We start from the raw sequence: 17329 nt of genomic DNA on the forward strand, positions 1-17329 counted from the left end.
CGGCGCCGGTACAGTCGACCCCATGGCGCAGAGACGGAACTCGGGAGACGGCTCCCACGGCGGCGGGCGCGGTCGCAGCACGGGGGGCCGGGCGTCGTCTGCGCGTTCTGGCGGTTCCCGCTCCGCCTCCGCCCGCGGTGGCACCTCTCGCTCCGGCGCTTCGGATAGCGGCGGCGCATCCCGCTCGACGTCGTCGGCGCGCCCCCGCGTTTCCTCCGCATCCCGCTCACGGCAGGCGCCCCGCGGCCATGCCCGCGCGCAGCGCACCGTCACCACCCAGGATGGCCGCCCGGGACGGCGGCCCGCCCGCACCGCCCGTACCGGCCGCGGCCAGACCGCTCGTTCGGCGGCGCGCTCCGGCGTCGCTCAGTCGGCCGACCGGGGAGGCGCTCGTGGCGGCGCCAACCGCTCTGCGACGCGACCGGGTGCCGGTAATCGACGTGGGCAGACCCGGGGGCGCGGGGCCACCGCCAGCCGCAGACAGGCCAGGACCCGGCGGCCGCGCTACTGGCTGCGCCGACTCGTGGTGCTGCTGCTCGCCGTGGCTCTGCTGGCGGGGATTTCTGCCGGTGTCTTGTCGGCAGCCGTCTGGGCGCGCAACACCATCCGTGCCCAAGACGACCAGGCCGCCGCGCACACCGCCACCACCTACGCCAACCCGGTGGAGTGCACCGCAGCGGACCTGGATGTCACCTTCACCTCACCCGACACGGTATCCACCGGCGCGGGCTTGAAGCTGAACCTGACCGTGAACAACACCGGCTCCGAGGCCTGCCTGATCGACGTCGGCTCGCAGTCGCTCGGCGCCGTCATCACCTCCGGCGAGCAGACGATTTGGACCTCCACCGCCTGCCCGGCCAACCCGGCCAGCCGGCGCCTGCTGGTCGCGGCCGGCACCGCTGCGTCCGCCACCATCACCTGGGACGGCAACGTGGCCTCGTCGGAATGCACACCTGCTGACACGGCGTCGACCACGGCAGCTGCCCCCGCCGCCGAGGATGCCGCGGCGACGCCCACCGACGCGGAGCCTACGAAGGATGGTGAGGCCGCGCAGGAGGACGAAGGAACTGAAACAGCCTCCTCCGAGGAGACGGCCCAGGCCGCCTCCGGAAATGCGGCCACCGCCGGGACCTATCGGGTACGCATCCAACTGGACGGAACGGACCTCACCGAGGACCGCGTCTTCGTGATCGAGTAGGGGAGCGGCGTCGTTCTCTGCGTCGGCACCTACGCCGCACATCGACTTCTGTCCGATATCCGGTGGTGCGGTGTGTGAGGGTGGTTTCTCGGGCGGGGGTCTTGCTGATGTCCGTGCCGTGGCTGACGGTGGTGTTTTGGTGTCGGTGGGGTTACGGTTTGGTTTTGTGAACTGTGGTGTCGTCTCGGGCGAGCGGCGCGCCAACCACCTGGCGAGTGAGGGGTAAGTGTGGGTTTGAGCCTGGATGCGGTTGCGGGCGCCGTGGTCGGCGAGATCCCGGGCTCTCCCGGTGGGGTGCTGGCGGTGGCGGACTCCTGGAGGACCGGGGCCCGGGTGCTGGATGAGGCCGCCAGTGGGGTGGTGTCCTCACGCCTGGCGGTCCCGTCCTGGCAGGGGGCGAGCGCGGAGGCGTTCCGCTCCTCCTCCCGGCGCCTGGAGACGGACCTGGATGCCTCGATCACCAGTCTGCTGGACGGGGCCAGCCGTTTGGAGGCTTACGCCCAGGTGCTGGCTGAGGCGAAGGAGGCGTTGGAGCGGCTGCGCGCCCTGGTCGGTGCGGCGCTGTTGGAGGCCGTGGACGCTGGGGCGCCGGCGGTGCTGGTGGCGGGGGTGCGGTATGCGGCCGCGGGTGCGGCCGTGGGTATCCGTGCCCGGGTGAGTATCGCGGCCATGCAAACTGCCGCGGCCCTGAATGCCGTTGGTGTAGGTGCTAGCTCGCGAGTTGGTTCGGGGGCTGCTGGTGTGGGCGCGCATGGGGGCGGCGGTGTCGGTGCGGGTAAGGGCAAGGACGATGACGGCACTGGGAGCAAGACCAAGTTCAGTGATGAGGACATAAGGCGGTTGCGGCAGCAGGCGGACGGCTCCTCGGACTGGGACCCAGTGGACCAGTACAAGATCGGCGACTGTTACTTTCTGGCGACTTTGGACGCGTATTCGCAGTCGGAGGAGGGGGAGCAGTTTCTGCGGGATCATGTGCGGTGGAGTGAGGAGGATCAGGCGTTCATCGTCACCCTGTACAACTTCTTCGGCTTTCCGGAGGAGATCAAGGTCACCGACTACTACACCGACGGTAACCAGGGTGATGATCTGGGTGGTGGGCGGCGGGGGCCGAACCTGATGAGCGTGTACGAGCGCGCCTACGGCCAATACCTGGGCGACCACAACCTCCCGAACGGGAGGCCAGCTGATGCGATGCGGGCGATCTCCGGGCAGTACGGCCCGCCAGTAGTTGACACCAGAGGCACCTCGGGGTTCCTGGGGGCGGTGCGTGAAGATCATGAGTACACCGATGAGGAGTGGTCTCAGATCGAACAGGCGGTGAAGGATGGTAGGCCGGTCGTTGCAACTACGGCAGGAGGTGACTTCGGTGACGGCAACACGGCCTCGGATGCGACCGCCAACACCGACGCCCGCGCCGCCGACAGGCAGCACCCGGACGCCGCGATCGACACCCACGACAGGTCTGGCGACTACCAGATCGCCGAAGGCCACGCCTACACGGTGATCGCGATCGACGATAAGTACGTGACCCTGCGCAACCCCTGGGCACACAACAACCTGGCGAACGGCTCCGACGCCGGAGACGACGGCATTATCCGCATCACCAGCGAGGACTACGAGAAATACTTCGCCCGCACCGACATCGGTGGAGAAATACCATAACCAGAATCATGTCGCGAGAGCGTTCACCTAATTACCTCTACCCCGGGGTCGAGGACGATGTACACCTTGTAGGTCCAGCCCCCTGTCCGGTAGTCGGGGATCAGCGGTTTTGGGTTAACGGCGAACAAGGTGACTGTGCCCAGTCCGTCGATGTGGGTGGTTTCTCCTAGTCGTAGTTCAATGGGTTCTTGGACGCCGTCATTGTGACGCCATAGCAGCGTGCCGATCCATTCATGTCCCTCCGAGCGCAACGGCCCCACTTGCAACCCGCCTGCTGCGGTCTCTACCGGTTCGATACTCGTATGAATCCGTGCGTAGGTTCCGTCCTTGGCGGCAAGCTCATCGGGCAACGGCACCTCCCGTACTGGCGGTCTGGTCCACCACAGCCAACCGCCCGCGACTCCCACCACAACCACCACGACCACAAGGGAACCCCGCAGGAGATTCCGCATGAGGCGTCGGCGCGGCGAGACTAACGAGATGTCTCCACCTGATGGACTCACAGCACCGTACCCGACGGATTCTGCTTTCGTGTCCGCTCCAGCTGAGGCCACCTCGGAACGAGCACCGGACCCCCCGCCGTCGGCGATTGCTGATGCCACTGCCAACACCCTCCTTGTCCATCACGGGTAACCAGATGGTGACAATCCTACGCTGACTTACGTACGGGTAACAGGTCCTGATCCATGTAGTTCCGCAGCGACATCGGCGAAGAAATACCATGAGCAGAGTCGTATATGCGCGAACTATCACCACATTATCTCTACCCCGGGGTCGAGAGTGACATTAACAGCGTAAGTCCAGGCTCCGTCCCGGTAGTCTGGGAGCAATGGTTCGGGGTGGACCCGCAGTAGCGTCACGGTTCCCAGGCCGTCGATGTGCACGCTTTCCCCCAGGCGCAGTTCGAATATCTCCACGACCCCGTCACTGCGGTCCCACTCCAAAGACCCGATCCACTCATGGTTCTCCGAGCGCAGGGGTCCTTCTCTCAACATGCCCGCTTCGGTACTTGCTGGCCAAACGCTCGTGCCGATATACCAGACATGCCCGGCCTCAACACCGTCGGGCAGCGGCACCTCCCGTACCGGTGGCCTGGTCCACCACAGCCAACCCCCGAAGCCTGCCGTGGCCAGCAGTGCGACCAGGAGGCAGCCGGTAAGGACGCGCCGTACGCGTCGTCGCCTCGGCGGAGCCACTGAGGCGACGTACTCCTCGTCAGCCGCTGATTTCACGCCGCACTTCTTCCCCTGGAGTCGTCGATATTCTCGCGCCGTGGTCTAGCCGGTCAGGCCGTGGTAGGTGACGGTCTTAGCCCTGGCTCCGGCGACGGCACCGCCCGCAGCCGAGCCACCAAGATTGCGCAGCCCACTGGCCGATGCTGCGAGCCGATGCGCGCCGTCGGCAGCCTCGTCGTCGGTGCTCGCATACCCCTGCTGCGCGGCCAGCAACCCGTCTGCGTCCGCATTCGCCCGCGCCGCCGTACGCTCTGCCTGCTGCTCGTGGTGAGCAGCAAACCGGGCTGCAGCCGATGCGAGCACGGCAGAACCGAATAAGCCCTCACCGCCTGAGTCCAAATGGAACTGGGACAACGCATGGCGGCTGTCATCCAGGCGCGCTCGAGCGGCGGCGAGCTCCTCCGGCACAACCCGCAGTACCACTTCAACACCTTCCCTGGATGCCCACCCGAACCGTTGACAAGTGTGCCGCACAGCGCGAACAAACCGTTTTCAAACGGTCTCAGCTTAGCATCGGCGGCCCTGTCCCGCGCTCACAGCACCGCCCTCACGCGTACCGGTCGGCGATGGACACCTCCGCCAGGCGCGACAGACCGTCGCGCAGGGTACGTGCCTGGCGCGCGCCGACGCCGTCGACGGCCTCCAGCTCCTCCACCGTCGCCGCGAGCACCGCCTGCAAGGAGCCCCAGTTATCCACCACCGCGCGCGCCGTCACCAGTGGCAGCCGCGGGATCTTGGACAGGATCCGCAGCCCACGCGGTGAGACCGACGCGTCCAGGTCTTGGCCGTCGGCGCCGCCGAGGCCCATTGCGCGGGCAACCATGGCCAGGTCCAGCAGGGCGGGGGAGCCCACCCACTTCAGGCGTGCGTCCACCGTGGCGGTGTCCAGTCCCTGCGGGAGGTAGTCGGTCAGCAGGAAGTCGCGCTCGGCCATGAGCCCGCGGGTCAGCTCCTCCACCTGCAGGGCGAGCAGCCGCCCATCGGTGCCCAGCTCGACCATGTAGCCGTCGATGTCGGAGGCGATGCGACTGACCATCTCCAACAGCTGCAGCACGGCGGTGACGTCGCGTACCGTCACCAGGTCCTCGATCTCCAGGGCATCCAGGCCGCCGGAGATCTTGTCCAGGCGCGCCTTGTAGCGCTCCAGCGTGGCCAGCGCCTGGTTGGCGCGCGCCAGAATCGCCTCGCTCGGCTCGATCACGTGCCGACGCCCGTCCACGTACAGGGAGATGATCCGCATGGACTGGCTCACCGAGATCACCGGGTGCCCGGTCTGCCGCGCCACGCGCTCGGCGGTGCGGTGACGCATGCCGGCCTCGGCGGTCTCGATGGAGGCGTTGGGCAACAGCTGCACGTTGGCGCGCCGGATGCGGTTGTTGGCCCGGTCCACGATCACGGCCCCGTCCATTTTGGCCAGCTCCCGCAGTCGCGCCGCGGTCAACTCGACGTCGAGCCGAAAGCCGCCCGAGGAGATCGCCTCCACCGTCTCGTCGAAGCCGAGCACGATGATCGCCCCGGTGCGCCCGCGCAGAATGCGCTCCAGACCGTCGCGCAGAACGGTGCCGGGGGCGACGAGTGCGAGGGTCTCGCGCAGCAGGTTGACGGGGTTTTCGGTCATGGGTCTCTCCTGGGGGTGGTCCGAGCGCGCCGACTGGCGCGGGCCTCGGACCGATGCCGCATCATGCTAACCGCCCGGGGCGGCCGACCGCCGTGAAACAGATCGCGCCTTACCCGCCCGCCCGCGTTTGGCGGGTGGTCTGTACGCACCGGAGCGGCCGGGGATCAGCCGCGGGGCAGGGCTGCGCCGATGGCTTCGCTCAGGTGCGCAACCGGCAGCACGCGCATGCCGTCGACGCCGCGCAACTCCTTAGAGCCGGCCAACGGCACGATGGCCCGGTCGAAGCCGAGACGCGCCGCCTCCGCCAGACGCCGCTGCACACCCACCGTCGCCCGCACCTCCCCGGTCAGGCCCACCTCCCCGAAGGCCACCAGGCCGGGGGGAGTGGGCAGGTTCTGCGCGGCGGAGACGACGGCGATCGCCACCGCCAGGTCCGTGGCCGGCTCCACCGCCCGCGCCCCGCCCACGGTGGATACGTACACGTCGGTGGTGGAGGTGTCCACTCGCAGCCGGGCCGCCAGCACCGCCAGCGCCATCGCCACCCGGGAGTGGTCCACCCCGGAGGTGGTGCGCCGCGGTGAGCCGGCGGCGGTCCCGGCCACCAGCGCCTGAATCTCCACCGGCATGGGGCGGCGCCCCTCCAGCGTCACGGTGGCGCACGTGCCCGGCACCTCGCTGCGCGCCGCCGAAAGGAACAGACCCGAGGGGTCGGCCAGACCGACAATGCCGCGCTCGCCCAGGTCGAAACAGCCGACCTCATCGGTGGGGCCATAGCGGTTCTTCACCGCCCGCAGCAGCCGCAGCCGCGCATGCCGGTCTCCCTCGAACTGGCAGACGACGTCCACCAGGTGTTCCAGTACGCGCGGCCCCGCAATACCGCCGTCCTTGGTCACGTGTCCTACCAGCAGCACCGGGATGGCCCGCTCCTTGGCCACCTGGATGAGGGCGCTCGCCACCGCCCGCACCTGGGTGATGCCACCTGCGCCACCCTCGACCTGCGCGGAGGCGATGGTCTGGATCGAGTCCACAATCAGCAGGGACGGGGAGACGTCCTGCACGTGCCCGAGGAGCGCGCCCAGCTCGGTCTCGGCGGCGAGCAGCAGCGCCGGGTCGATGGCGTCGATGCGCTCGGCGCGCAGCCGCACCTGGCTGGCCGACTCCTCCCCGGTCACATACAGCACCGGCCCCTGTCCGCGCTCACGGGAGGCCGCGGCCGCCTTCGCGGCGACATCCAGCAGCAGCGTGGACTTGCCGACGCCTGGCTCTCCTGCCAGCAGCAACACTGCCCCAGGCACGACGCCGCCGCCCAGAACCCGGTCCAACTCGCCCACCCCGGTGGGGCGGGCGCGGGCCTCCTCCGCGCTGACTTCCGCGATGGGGCGCGCGGCGACGGCGGGGCGAATCGGCGCCGCCGACATGGGGACGCGTCCGGGAGAACCGATTCCGCCCGGGGCCGACTCTACGAACTCCTCCAACGTGCCCCAGGCGCGGCACTCGCGACACTGACCGAGCCACTTGGGGCTGGACCAGCCGCACTCGGTGCACACGTAGGCGGTGTGTGCCTTCGCTGTCTTCGTGGTGGCCATGGCGGCAGGCTACCGGGAGCCCCCGACATGAATTCGGGCGGCTTCAGGACGCCGTCGGTCCGTACCCGCCGACGCCGTATCCGTGCGCGGAGGGCTGTGTCTGCGTGGACGCTGTGGGTTGAGCGGGCGGCATGGGCTGGCCGGGTGCCAGCACCTGGTTGTAGCTCGGGACCTGGCCGTAGGCCGGCACGGGTCCGTGCCCCTGGGCCTGCCCGTAACCCGAGGCCGGATCGTTCCCGGCGGCGAGCGGGATGCCGGTGAGGGGATCGCGCCCGAGCCGTTCGGCGAGCAGCTGGCGGTCCTTTGGGCGCACCAGGTGCGGAGAGTTGGCGAGAATCTTCTCGTCTATTGCGCGCGCAGCACCGATGGTGAAGAACATCAGAGCGATCGCCAGGGCGCGAAGACCGAATTTGAATCCTAGGTATCCGACGAGCACGCCGAGGATGACGTAGATGCCCACGACGCCAATCACGATCGCCGCCGCGATCAGGGCCCAGTAGTACTTGGAATGGGGAACGGATTCATTGCGCTGCGTGATGGCCATGAGGACACTCCTGTAGTTGATGGTGTCGTTACCGCTCCAGTATTGGTCTCGATCTTGTCACGCGGCAATGGCGTCGACTGGGGACTACTACCCGTCTGCGTGGGTCCGTGTTACCTACGCCGTGGGGGCGCCGTAGCCGTAGGAGCCATACGCCTCCGGCTGTCCCTGGGGCGTGGACTGCCCATATCCCTGACCCTGACGCCCCTGGTCCACGTACCCCTGGGAGCTCGGCTGTGCCGACGTGGTCTGGGCGTATCCGTAACCCGGCGTGGTGGGCTGTGAACCCGCCGGCATCTGACCGTATCCCTGCAAGGTCTGGGTGGCCTGAACCTGCCCGTAGCCGTACTGGGGCGTCCTGCCCGCCTGGCCCAGTGGCTGCGGGCCGGGACCATACGCTGCTGTGCCGGGGATGCCGTTGCCCTGTGTTGGGGCGTAGCCGCCGACGTTGAGGGGCGCCCCGGTGATGGGGTCGTGTCCAAGCTTCTGGGCCAGCAGGTACCGGTCCTGGTTCCGCACCAGCCGTGGGGCCTTCGCCAGGATGGCGTCGTCGATGACGCCTGCAATGGCGATGAAGAGCAATAGCGGGAAGATCAGCAGGATCACGGGAATGCGCACCGATCCCTCGACGTGGCTGGAGATCCACACGTAGATCCCGATCACGCCTGGTATGCCCAGGATGACCGCCAAGGTGATGAGCAGCCAGTGGAACTTGGAGTGGGGCGTGGGCTCGTTCTTATCGCTTTTCTTGGCCATGAGGCAGCTCCTGGGTCGGGGTAAGGGCTCGTCCAGTATTTCGCTGCGGTGTCAGACGGGACAAGGGGTGGGGGCACGCGGGAAGTGTGTGATTCGTTATCAGGCTCTTACAGTTTGAGGATGTGGTGGGCGGCGTCGGTCGCAGCCCACGCTGCATGCCGGCGCTCCAGAGTCGGTCCGCACGCAAGAGCCGCCCGAGCAGACCTGGCTGAATCCCGTTTTCCCTTGGAAATAAGCGGAAATCACTTCTCCGGCAGAGTCCGGTGACACTGCTCCAGTGTGCAACGAGCCATTCGCTGCACACAGGAGCAGTGTCATGACACTCGGTCTGCAAGCCAAATCCGCACTATCATGCGGATCCCGCCCTGGCGTTTACTTCTCGAGTGTGCAGACCCACGACGGGAGCTCGAACAACGCCGTTCAACCGGCCGCTGCCACTATCCGGGCGTGCGGACATGTGGAGATTGCTTGGTCGCCGTGAGCCGCGAGCAACCTTGCCGCACGGCCTCCTCGCATAGGAAAATGCCCTCGACCGAGGCCCGGGCGCCCGGCGCCGGGGCCGTGACCGAAGGGAAGAACGTCTTTGGCCGATTCCGCCGATTCTGCCGGTTCTACCGACCTCGCCCGCGGCACCGAGCGGCGTCGCGCCAGTTCCGCCGCCCGCACCGGTGCCTGCCGCCTGAGCCGCCGCACCCTCCTGGCAGGTGCCGCCGCCGCGGGTGCCGCCGTACTGCTGGCGGCCTGCGCCTCCGGCGGCAGCAGCACGGCGGGGCCATCCGCCGCCGCGGGCAACGCCTCACAGGGAGCCACCGAATCCTTCCCCATTACCATTGCCCACACCTATGGCTCCACCACGATTGCGGCCGAGCCGACTCGCATCGTGGCCATCTCCACCGTCGACGCCGATGTGGTCATCTCCCTAGGCGTGGTCCCCCTGGGTATGCCCGCCGTCACTGCGGACGCCGACGGCGAGGAGGCCTACCCCTGGACCGCCGCAGGACTCGAAGCGCTGGGCGCCGGCTGGGACACCGTCGCCGCGCCCACCCTGTACGCCGCGGCGGAAGATGTCGACGTTGACGCGGTCGCTGCGCTTGAACCCGACCTGATCCTCGGTGTGCACTCGGGCATGAGTGAGGACGAATACGCGCGCCTGTCCGCCGTCGCTCCGACCCTGGCCTACCCGGCCGATGCCTCCGCCTACGAGGCCTCCTGGGAGGCGGTGACCGTCGCCGTCGGCAGGGCGCTGGGGCGCTCCGCCGCCGCCGAGGCCCTGGTCAATACCACCACCGATGTGCTGACCACCGCTCGTACCTTGAATCCGGATCTGTCCGGTGCCACCTACGCGGCGGTCGCGCTAGATGCGAGCGGCCCCTCCATCACCGTGTACACCGAGGTCGATACGCGCTCGCAGGTGCTGCGCCAACTGGGCCTGACCCTCGCGCCTGCAGCCCAGGCGGCGGAGGGGGCCGCGGGAGCGGTCGCCGCGAACTATCCGCTCAGCGAGGCCGAGGAGTTGGAAGCCGACCTGTTGTGGGCTCAGGTGGGCGGCGACGGCGCCGTGGACGCCGTCAAGGCGGACCCCCAGTTGGCGAAGATTCCGGCCGTCGCCAACGGCACGGCCCTGTTCGTCGCCGACGAGGTCGCCGCCATGAGCCTGGCGGCGGCCTCCCCGCTGTCACTGCCGTGGTGCTGCGAGAACCACGTGCCCGACATCGTCGCCGCCGTCGAGGCGAGCCGGGGCGCCGCAACGGCGTCGCCGAGTGCCACTGCGAGTGCCGGCGCTTCGGCCTCGGCGTCGTGAACCGGCACGCCGCCACATCAACCGACCTCGGGATGTAACTTCCACCGACCTCGGCGGTTGCTTCGAGCGGCCTCGGGGCGAGATAGGGCTTGCCGTTCGCCTCCACGGCGACATAGGTTAGCCATACATAGGTGAACCTGACCTAAGTTCAGTGGGTTGGCGGAAGCCTGTGCCTCTCGCGTGGACCGTGCCGCGCGAGCCCTACCATCCTGAAGGAAGACATGTCTCGCAAACTCCCTGCGCTCCTGGCGCTGTCGGCGACCGTGAGCCTCGCCCTCGCCGGCTGCTCCGGCAGTACCGATTCCGCGTCCACCTCCGCGGCCTCAGACGCCGCCTCTACCTCCGTGTCCCAGGCATCCTCGGTCACCATCGAGGACAATCACGGCAGCGTCGAGGTGTCCTTGCCCGTCCAGCGGGCGGCCTCCACCGACAACCGCACCTTCGAGGTCCTCGCCGACTGGGATGTGCCGCTGGTCGCCGTGCCCAAGGGGATCATGCCCTCCACCGTGACCGCATACGACGGCGACGACGTCGCCGACATCGGCAACCACCGTGAGCCCGACCTGGAGGCCCTGGCTGCGGCCGACCCCGATCTGGTGATCGTCGGCCAGCGCTTCTCCGACCAGTATGACTCGATCGCCGAACTGACCCCCGATGCCGCCCTACTCGACCTCGAGCCCCGCGACGGTGAGCCCTTAGACGCCGAACTCGAGCGCCAGGTAACCGACCTGGGGCAGGTGTTCGGCAAGGAGGCCGAGGCCGATCAGCTCATCGCCGACTTCGAGGACGCCCTGGAGCGCGCCAAGAACGCCTACGACGGCTCCTCCACGGTCATGGCCGTGATCGTCTCCGGCGGAGAGATCGGCTACTCCGGGCCCACCACCGGACGCACCTGGGGGCCGCTGTTCGACCTGCTTGAGCTGGAGCCCGCCCTCGAGGTAGAGGGCTCCACCGATGACCACCAGGGCGACGACGTCTCCGTGGAGCAGATCGCCGAGTCCAACCCGGACTGGATCTTCGTAATGGACCGCGACGCCGCCATCACCGCGGACGACCCGAATTACACGCCCGCCGCGGATGTGATCGCGGGCAACGCCGCGCTGCAGAATGTCACGGCGGTGACCTCCGGGCAGATCGTCTACGCCCCGGATGACACCTACACCAACGAGTCGATCATCACCTACACCGAGATCCTCAACTCGATTGCCGATGCCTTCGAAGGGGCACAGAACTGAGCACCCGGCAGCTCTCAAGGTCGGGCGCGCCGCCCAGTGACGCGACCGATACCGCCGCCCGCACCCGCGAGCCCCTGGTCAGCCGGGGGCTCGCGGTCGGGCTGCTGGCGGTACTGGCCCTGCTGGGCCTAAGCCTGGCTACCGGCCAGTACTCCATCCTGTCCCACGCGGACGGCTGGGAGATGTTCCGCAACGTCCGCGTCCCCCGCACGCTCGCGCTGGTTTTGGCCGGGGCCGCCATGAGCATGTCCGGCCTGGTCATGCAGCTGATCACCCAGAACCGATTCGTGGAGCCGACCACCACCGGCACCACCGAATGGGCCGGCCTGGGCCTGTTGACGGTGATGGTGGTCTTCCCGCGCGCCAGCGTGTTGGGGCGAATGGCCGGCGCCGTCACCGCCTCATTCATCGGCACCATGGTGTTCTTCCTGCTGCTGCGCCGGGTCTCCCTGCGCTCCTCGCTGCTGGTGCCGATCATCGGCATGATGCTGGGGGCGGTGGTCAGCGCGGTGTCTACCTTCTTCGCGCTTCAGACCGACATGCTGCAATCCCTGGGCGTGTGGTTCCAGGGCAGCTTCACGTCGGTGTACCGGGGCCAGTACGAGGTGATGTGGATCGTGGTGGCGGTCGTGGCCGCGATCTTCTACTACGCCGACCACCTGACCGCCGTTGGCCTGGGGGAGGACGTCGCCACGAACATCGGCGTCGACTACCGGCGCACGGTGCTGATCGGCACCGGGCTGGTGGCCGTGGCCACGGGCACCGTCACCGTGGTGGTCGGCTCGCTGCCCTTCCTGGGGTTGATCGTCCCCAACCTGGTGTCCATGCGCCGTGGGGACGACCTGCGCTCCAACCTGCCCTGGGTGTGCTTGGTGGGGATCGGCTTGATCACCGCCTGCGACCTGCTCGCTCGTACCGTCATCGCCCCCTTCGAGATCCCGGTGTCCGTGATTCTCGGCCTGGTGGGGGCCGCGGTGTTCATCGCCCTGATCATCCGCCAAACCGGGAAGGGCTGAGCATGAGTCTCGGAGCTTCCGCCGCGCCGACCGCGGGCCGCCCCGACGTCGGCCCGACCACCCGCAGCGCCGGCACGACGCCGGGCGCCCCCACCGACGCCGACGCGGCCACGCGCAGTCCCGCCGTCGTCCGCCGCTCCGGCGCCTTCCCTAACCCGGCTGCCCGCCGTCGCTGGTGGCTGACCTACCTGGCGGTCACCGGCCTGGCGGTCTGCTTCGCCGTCGGCCTGCTGGTGTGGAAGAACCCGATGGAACCGGGCAGCCGCGGCTTCTGGCTCATCGCCCAGCGGCGCCTGGACGCCGTAGTCGCCATGATCGTGGTGGCCGTATGCCAGGCCATGGCCACCGTCGCCTTCCAGACCGCAACCGGCAACCGCATCATCACGCCGTCGCTCATGGGATTCGAGTCCCTGTACCGGACCATCCAGACCGCCACCATCTTCTTCTTCGGGGCCACCGGCCTGGCCGCCACCCGTACTGCGCCCATGTTCGCCCTGCGGCTGGCGCTCATGGTGGGGCTGTCCCTGCTGCTGTACTCCTGGCTGCTGACCGGCGGCGCGCGCAACCTGTACTCGATGCTGCTGATCGGCGTCGTGATCGGCTCGGCCCTGGGGAGCCTGACCACCTTCATGCAGCGCCTGCTCACGCCCAGCGAGTTCGACCTGCTCTCCGCCCGACTGTTCGGCTCCATCGCCAATGCCGACCCCGACTACTACCCGATCGCCATCCCCCTGGCGGTGGTGGCGAGTGCCGCACTGCTGGCGTACTCGCGCCGGCTCAATGTGCTCGCCCTGGGGCGGGACACCGCCACCACTCTGGGGCTGAACCACACCCGCGCCACCATCGCCGTGTTGGTGCTGGTCTCGGTGCTCATGGCCACTTCGACGGCGCTGGTCGGCCCCATGACCTTCCTCGGCTTCCTGGTGGCGACCCTGTCCTACCAGCTGTCGGGCACCTACGACCACCGCTACCTGTTCCCCATGGCTGCCAGCCTGGGACTGCTCGTGCTCACGGGCGCCTACTTCGTCATGCGGCACATGTTCTACGCCCAGGGCGTCGTCTCCATCATCATCGAGCTGGTGGGCGGCTCGGTGTTCCTCTTCGTCGTGCTCAGAAAGGGGCGCCTGTGATCGAACTGGACCGGGTGCGCAAGGTCTACAACCCCGAGGTTGTCATCGGGCCGGTCAGCCTGGAGCTGCCCGCCGGCGGGATCACCGCCTTCATCGGCCCCAACGGGGCGGGCAAGTCCACCCTGCTGACCATGGTGGGGCGGCTGCTGGGCATTGACGAGGGCGCCGTGCGTGTGGCCGGGCTGGATGTGTCCTCCACCAAGTCGGCGGACCTGGCCCGGGTGCTGTCCATCCTGCGGCAGGAGAACCACTTCATCACCCGGCTCACCGTGCGTCAACTGGTGGGCTTCGGGCGCTTCCCCTACTCCCACGGGCGGCTCACGGCCGACGACGAGCGCATCATCTCCCGCTACATCGACTTCTTCGCTCTGGGCGACTTGGAGGGGCGTCACCTGGATGAGCTGTCCGGCGGGCAGCGGCAGCGCGCCTACGTGGCCATGGTGCTGTGCCAGGAGACCGACTACGTGCTGCTGGATGAGCCCCTGAACAACCTCGACATCGCCCACAGCGTGGAGATGATGAACCACCTGGAGCGTGCCGCGAAGGAATTCGGCCGCACCGTGCTGATCGTGCTGCACGACATCAACTTCGCGGCCCGCTACGCCGACCGCATCTGCGCCCTGAAGGACGGCGGCGTATTCCGCTTCGGCCCGCCGGCGGAGATCATGCGCGATGACGTGCTCACCGCCGTCTTCGGCACCCCCATCCAGGTGATCGAGGGCCCATCGGGGCCGCTCGCCTGCTACTAGGTCTGTTGTGTAAGCGCTTGGGTGGCGGTGTGTGGTTTTTGAGCCGGTCAGTTGGACCCCTGTTCCCCCGTTGGACCCCTGTTCCCCCGTTGGACCGCTGTTCCCCGGTTGGACCGCCGTAGCCGCCGGTTACAGCGGTCCAACGGGGCGTGGGCGGTCCAACGGGGCGTGGGCGGTCCAACCGGGGCGGTGCAAGACCCACTCGCCCCCTTCGACGGGCGCACACCAAGCCCACTCAAGCTGGGGCCCCGTAGCCACCAGATACGACGAACTCGCCATCCGCTACCAGAGACCACCCACATCGCCAACACCGACCCACCGGCACAAACGACTCACACAACACGACCTAGGTGCGGGCACACCGGCGGTGCCCGGCGCGTTCCGCGGTCGGGGGGCGCACTGCACGACCTCGGGCCGCATTTCACGACCTCGGGCCGCACTGCACGACCTCGGTGTGCTTTCCACGACCACCCCGGGGTCGTGCAACGTACACCAAGGTCGTGGAACATCGCCGGGGGTCGTGGAATGCGGCCCGGTGCGTCTTGAGCGGGAGCGTCGAGACCGGGTGGGTAGACATGCCGAACGGGCGTGGGCGAGCGCACCGGCTGAGGCAGGTGGCTCACCCACGCCATGGCGGACGTTCGTCAAGCGCGGGCGAACCGCCGGCAAAGGTGGTCCGCCCGCGCCTCAGCGAAGTGAGGGAGTGGTTCGTCAGGCGCGAGCCAGGGCGTCGCGTACCCGCGCCGCCACCGCCTCGCCGGTGAAGCCGTACTCCTCGAACAGCTGCGCGCCGGGCGCAGAGGCGCCGAAGTGGTCCAGGGAGACGATCTCACCGTCTGCGCCGACCACCTCACGCCAACCCATGGCAATGCCCGCCTCCACCGAGACCCGCACGCCCGTCTCGGGCAGCACCGAGGCCCGGTAGGCCTCGTCCTGCTGGGCGAACCACTCCAGGCAGGGGGCGGAGACCACGCGGGTGGGCGTGCCCTCGGCCTGCAGCACCTCGCGGGCGTCCATGGCGACGCCCACCTCGGAGCCGGTGGCGATCAGGATCGCCGCGGGGGCGACCTCGGCGCCGGCGGCGTCGGTGGCCTCGGCCAGCACGTAGGCGCCACGGCCGACGCCGGCGCGGGCGGTCTCGGCGTCGGCGTGCACGGTCAGGTTCTGCCGAGACAGCACGATTCCGGCCGGGCCCTCCGGGCGGCGCAGGATCTCCGCCCAGGCGGCTGCCGTCTCATTGGCGTCGGCGGGACGGACGACGGCGAGTCCGGGGATGGCGCGCAGCGCGGCCAGGTGCTCGATCGGCTGGTGGGTGGGGCCGTCCTCGCCCACGCCGATGGAGTCGTGCGTCCAGACGAAGATGGAGCCCAGGCCCATCAGCGCCGCCAGGCGCACGGCGGGACGCATGTAGTCGGAGAACACCATGAAGGTGCCGCCGTACGGGCGGGTCAGGCGGTCCAGGGCGATGCCGTTGAGGATCCCGCCCATGGCGTGTTCACGGATGCCGAAGTGCAGCGTGCGCCCGTAAGGGCCGTCGCCGTCGGCCTGGGCCAGGTCGGCGGGCAGGAAGGAGGGCTCACCGGCCATGGTGGTGTTGTTCGAGCCGGCCAGGTCGGCCGACCCGCCCCACAGCTCCGGGGCGACCGGCGCCAGGGCCGTCAGTGTCTTGCCGGAAGCGGCGCGGGTGGCCAGGGCCTCCCCGACCTCCCACACCGGCAGTGCGGCGTCCAGACCCTCATCCAGCTTGCCGGCGCGCAGGCGCTCCAACAGGGCGGCCTGCTCGGGGGAGTTCTGCTGCCAGGCGGCCAGGCGGGCGTCCCAGTCGGCGCGGGCGGCCGCGGCGCGCTCGGCGGCGTGCGAGCGGGTGAAGGCGACGACGTCGTCGGGCAGCTGGAAGGTCGCCTGCGGGTCCAGGCCCAGGGCGGTCTTCAGCCCGGCCAGCTCCTCGGCGCCGAGCTTGGCGCCGTGGGAGGACTCCGACCCCTGCTTGGTGGGGGAGGGCCAGGCGATGATCGTGTGCAGGCGGATCATGGTGGGCCGCTTGGTCTCGGCGCGGGCGGTCACCAGCGCCTCGTGCAGGGCCTGCAGGTCCTCGTGGTAGGTGCCGCCGGCCTTCCAGTCGACGTCGAGCACCTGCCAGCCGTAGGCCTCGAAACGGGCGGAGGGATCTTCGGTGAAGGAGATGTCGGTGTCGCCCTCGATGGAGATGTCGTTGTCGTCGTAGATGGCGATCAGGTTGCCCAGCTGCAGGGTGCCGGCCAGGGAGGCGGCCTCGGAGGCGACGCCCTCCTGCATGCACCCGTCGCCCATGATCGTGTAGACGAAGTGGTCGAACAGGGAGGCGCCGTCGGCGGCATCGGGCTCGAACAGGCCGTGCTCGCGGCGGGCCGCCATGGCCAGGCCGACGGCGTTGGAGAAGCCCGCGCCCAGCGGACCGGTGGTGGTCTCGATGCCGGGGGTGTGCCCGTACTCGGGGTGTCCGGGCAGGCCGGCGGAGGAGCGGAAGTGGGTGAAGCCCTCCACCGGGATGTCGTAGCCGGTCAGGAACAGCTGGCAGTACTGCAGCAGGGAGGCGTGCCCGGCGGACAGGACGAACCGGTCCCGGCCGAGCCAGTTCGGGTCGGCCGGGTCGTGGCGCAGCTCGTGCTGGTAGAGCAGGTGGGCCACGGGTGCCAGTGAGATCGCGGTGCCGGGGTGGCCGGAGCCCGCCGCCTCCACGGCGTCGGCGGCCAGCGCCTTGGCGACGTTGATGGCCTTGAGGTCGAGGTCGGTGAGCGCGAGGGGCTCGGTGGTCATGGACTA

15 protein-coding genes are annotated in these 17329 nt (G+C 68.9%); 7 read left to right on the plus strand and 8 right to left on the minus strand.

Features of this window, described 5'->3' with window-relative positions:
• Nucleotides 1-22: 22 nt before the first annotated feature.
• Both C3B71_RS15780 and C3B71_RS02425 read left to right on the plus strand, forming a co-directional pair.
• Nucleotides 23-1198, plus strand: a complete 1176-nt coding sequence (locus C3B71_RS15780) for a hypothetical protein (RefSeq protein ID WP_146752330.1) — start codon at nt 23-25, stop codon at nt 1196-1198.
• A 228-nt stretch (nt 1199-1426) separates the two neighbouring features.
• Nucleotides 1427-2860 carry a C2 family cysteine protease gene (locus tag C3B71_RS02425; RefSeq protein ID WP_108965915.1) on the plus strand — a complete coding sequence of 478 codons (1434 nt, stop codon included), beginning with the start codon at nt 1427-1429 and terminating at the stop codon, nt 2858-2860.
• 23 nt (nt 2861-2883) lie between these two features.
• Here the strand turns inward: C3B71_RS02425 and C3B71_RS15785 are convergent, their stop codons facing one another.
• From C3B71_RS15785 to C3B71_RS02455, 7 genes are all read right to left on the minus strand, one after another.
• Entirely contained in the window at nt 2884-3210 is a 327-nt protein-coding gene (locus tag C3B71_RS15785) for a hypothetical protein (RefSeq protein WP_146750855.1), read from the minus strand.
• A 399-nt stretch (nt 3211-3609) separates the two neighbouring features.
• Nucleotides 3610-4092: a hypothetical protein gene (locus tag C3B71_RS15790; RefSeq protein WP_146752331.1), complete on the minus strand. Its 483-nt coding sequence runs from the start codon at nt 4090-4092 to the stop codon at nt 3610-3612.
• A 45-nt stretch (nt 4093-4137) separates the two neighbouring features.
• The gene (locus C3B71_RS02435; protein WP_108965916.1) at nt 4138-4518 is read right to left on the minus strand and encodes a hypothetical protein; all 381 of its coding nucleotides are present in this window, start codon (nt 4516-4518) and stop codon (nt 4138-4140) included.
• Nucleotides 4519-4642: 124 nt separating this feature from the next.
• Entirely contained in the window at nt 4643-5713 is a 1071-nt protein-coding gene (gene disA, locus C3B71_RS02440) for a DNA integrity scanning diadenylate cyclase DisA (RefSeq protein ID WP_108965918.1), read from the minus strand.
• A 164-nt stretch (nt 5714-5877) separates the two neighbouring features.
• Nucleotides 5878-7299 carry a DNA repair protein RadA gene (radA, locus tag C3B71_RS02445; RefSeq protein ID WP_108965920.1) on the minus strand — a complete coding sequence of 474 codons (1422 nt, stop codon included), beginning with the start codon at nt 7297-7299 and terminating at the stop codon, nt 5878-5880.
• Nucleotides 7300-7342: 43 nt separating this feature from the next.
• Nucleotides 7343-7843 carry a hypothetical protein gene (locus C3B71_RS02450; protein WP_073329988.1) on the minus strand — a complete coding sequence of 167 codons (501 nt, stop codon included), beginning with the start codon at nt 7841-7843 and terminating at the stop codon, nt 7343-7345.
• A 114-nt stretch (nt 7844-7957) separates the two neighbouring features.
• A complete protein-coding gene (locus tag C3B71_RS02455; RefSeq protein WP_073329985.1) occupies nt 7958-8596 on the minus strand; it encodes a hypothetical protein in 639 nt (212 codons plus the stop codon).
• A 583-nt stretch (nt 8597-9179) separates the two neighbouring features.
• On the opposite strand from C3B71_RS02455, the gene C3B71_RS02460 reads away from it, so the two are divergent.
• From C3B71_RS02460 to C3B71_RS02480, 5 genes are all read left to right on the plus strand, one after another.
• The gene (locus C3B71_RS02460; RefSeq protein ID WP_108965921.1) at nt 9180-10397 is read left to right on the plus strand and encodes an ABC transporter substrate-binding protein; all 1218 of its coding nucleotides are present in this window, start codon (nt 9180-9182) and stop codon (nt 10395-10397) included.
• A gap of 221 nt (nt 10398-10618) precedes the next feature.
• Nucleotides 10619-11632, plus strand: a complete 1014-nt coding sequence (locus tag C3B71_RS02465) for a siderophore ABC transporter substrate-binding protein (protein ID WP_108965923.1) — start codon at nt 10619-10621, stop codon at nt 11630-11632.
• A gap of 104 nt (nt 11633-11736) precedes the next feature.
• Complete coding sequence (locus C3B71_RS02470; RefSeq protein ID WP_396027126.1) at nt 11737-12648, plus strand: ABC transporter permease; 912 nt, start codon at nt 11737-11739, stop codon at nt 12646-12648.
• A gap of 2 nt (nt 12649-12650) precedes the next feature.
• A complete protein-coding gene (locus C3B71_RS02475; RefSeq protein ID WP_108965925.1) occupies nt 12651-13778 on the plus strand; it encodes an iron chelate uptake ABC transporter family permease subunit in 1128 nt (375 codons plus the stop codon).
• Nucleotides 13775-14527 (plus strand): iron ABC transporter ATP-binding protein, encoded by a 753-nt coding sequence (locus C3B71_RS02480; RefSeq protein ID WP_108965927.1) that lies wholly within the window; start codon nt 13775-13777, stop codon nt 14525-14527. Before C3B71_RS02475 ends, C3B71_RS02480 begins: the two co-directional genes overlap by 4 nt.
• A 711-nt stretch (nt 14528-15238) precedes the next feature.
• Here the strand turns inward: C3B71_RS02480 and tkt are convergent.
• Complete coding sequence (tkt, locus tag C3B71_RS02485; protein ID WP_108965929.1) at nt 15239-17323, minus strand: transketolase; 2085 nt, start codon at nt 17321-17323, stop codon at nt 15239-15241.
• Nucleotides 17324-17329 lie beyond the last annotated feature (6 nt).

It is taken from the genome of Actinomyces sp. Z16 (genome assembly GCF_003111765.1).
Lineage (GTDB): Bacteria > Actinomycetota > Actinomycetes > Actinomycetales > Actinomycetaceae > Actinomyces > Actinomyces glycerinitolerans.

What these genes read in the sequence shown, in the direction of transcription:
- C3B71_RS02475 (WP_108965925.1), top strand. Translation starts at nt 12,651, where the DNA reads ATGAGTCTCGGAGCTTCCGCCGCGCCGACCGCGGGCCGCCCCGACGTC.
- C3B71_RS15780 (WP_146752330.1), top strand. Translation starts at nt 23, where the DNA reads ATGGCGCAGAGACGGAACTCGGGAGACGGCTCCCACGGCGGCGGGCGC.
- C3B71_RS02455 (WP_073329985.1), bottom strand. Translation starts at nt 8,596, where the DNA reads ATGGCCAAGAAAAGCGATAAGAACGAGCCCACGCCCCACTCCAAGTTC.
- C3B71_RS02465 (WP_108965923.1), top strand. Translation starts at nt 10,619, where the DNA reads ATGTCTCGCAAACTCCCTGCGCTCCTGGCGCTGTCGGCGACCGTGAGC.
- radA (WP_108965920.1), bottom strand. Translation starts at nt 7,299, where the DNA reads ATGGCCACCACGAAGACAGCGAAGGCACACACCGCCTACGTGTGCACC.
- tkt (WP_108965929.1), bottom strand. Translation starts at nt 17,323, where the DNA reads ATGACCACCGAGCCCCTCGCGCTCACCGACCTCGACCTCAAGGCCATC.
- disA (WP_108965918.1), bottom strand. Translation starts at nt 5,713, where the DNA reads ATGACCGAAAACCCCGTCAACCTGCTGCGCGAGACCCTCGCACTCGTC.
- C3B71_RS02450 (WP_073329988.1), bottom strand. Translation starts at nt 7,843, where the DNA reads ATGGCCATCACGCAGCGCAATGAATCCGTTCCCCATTCCAAGTACTAC.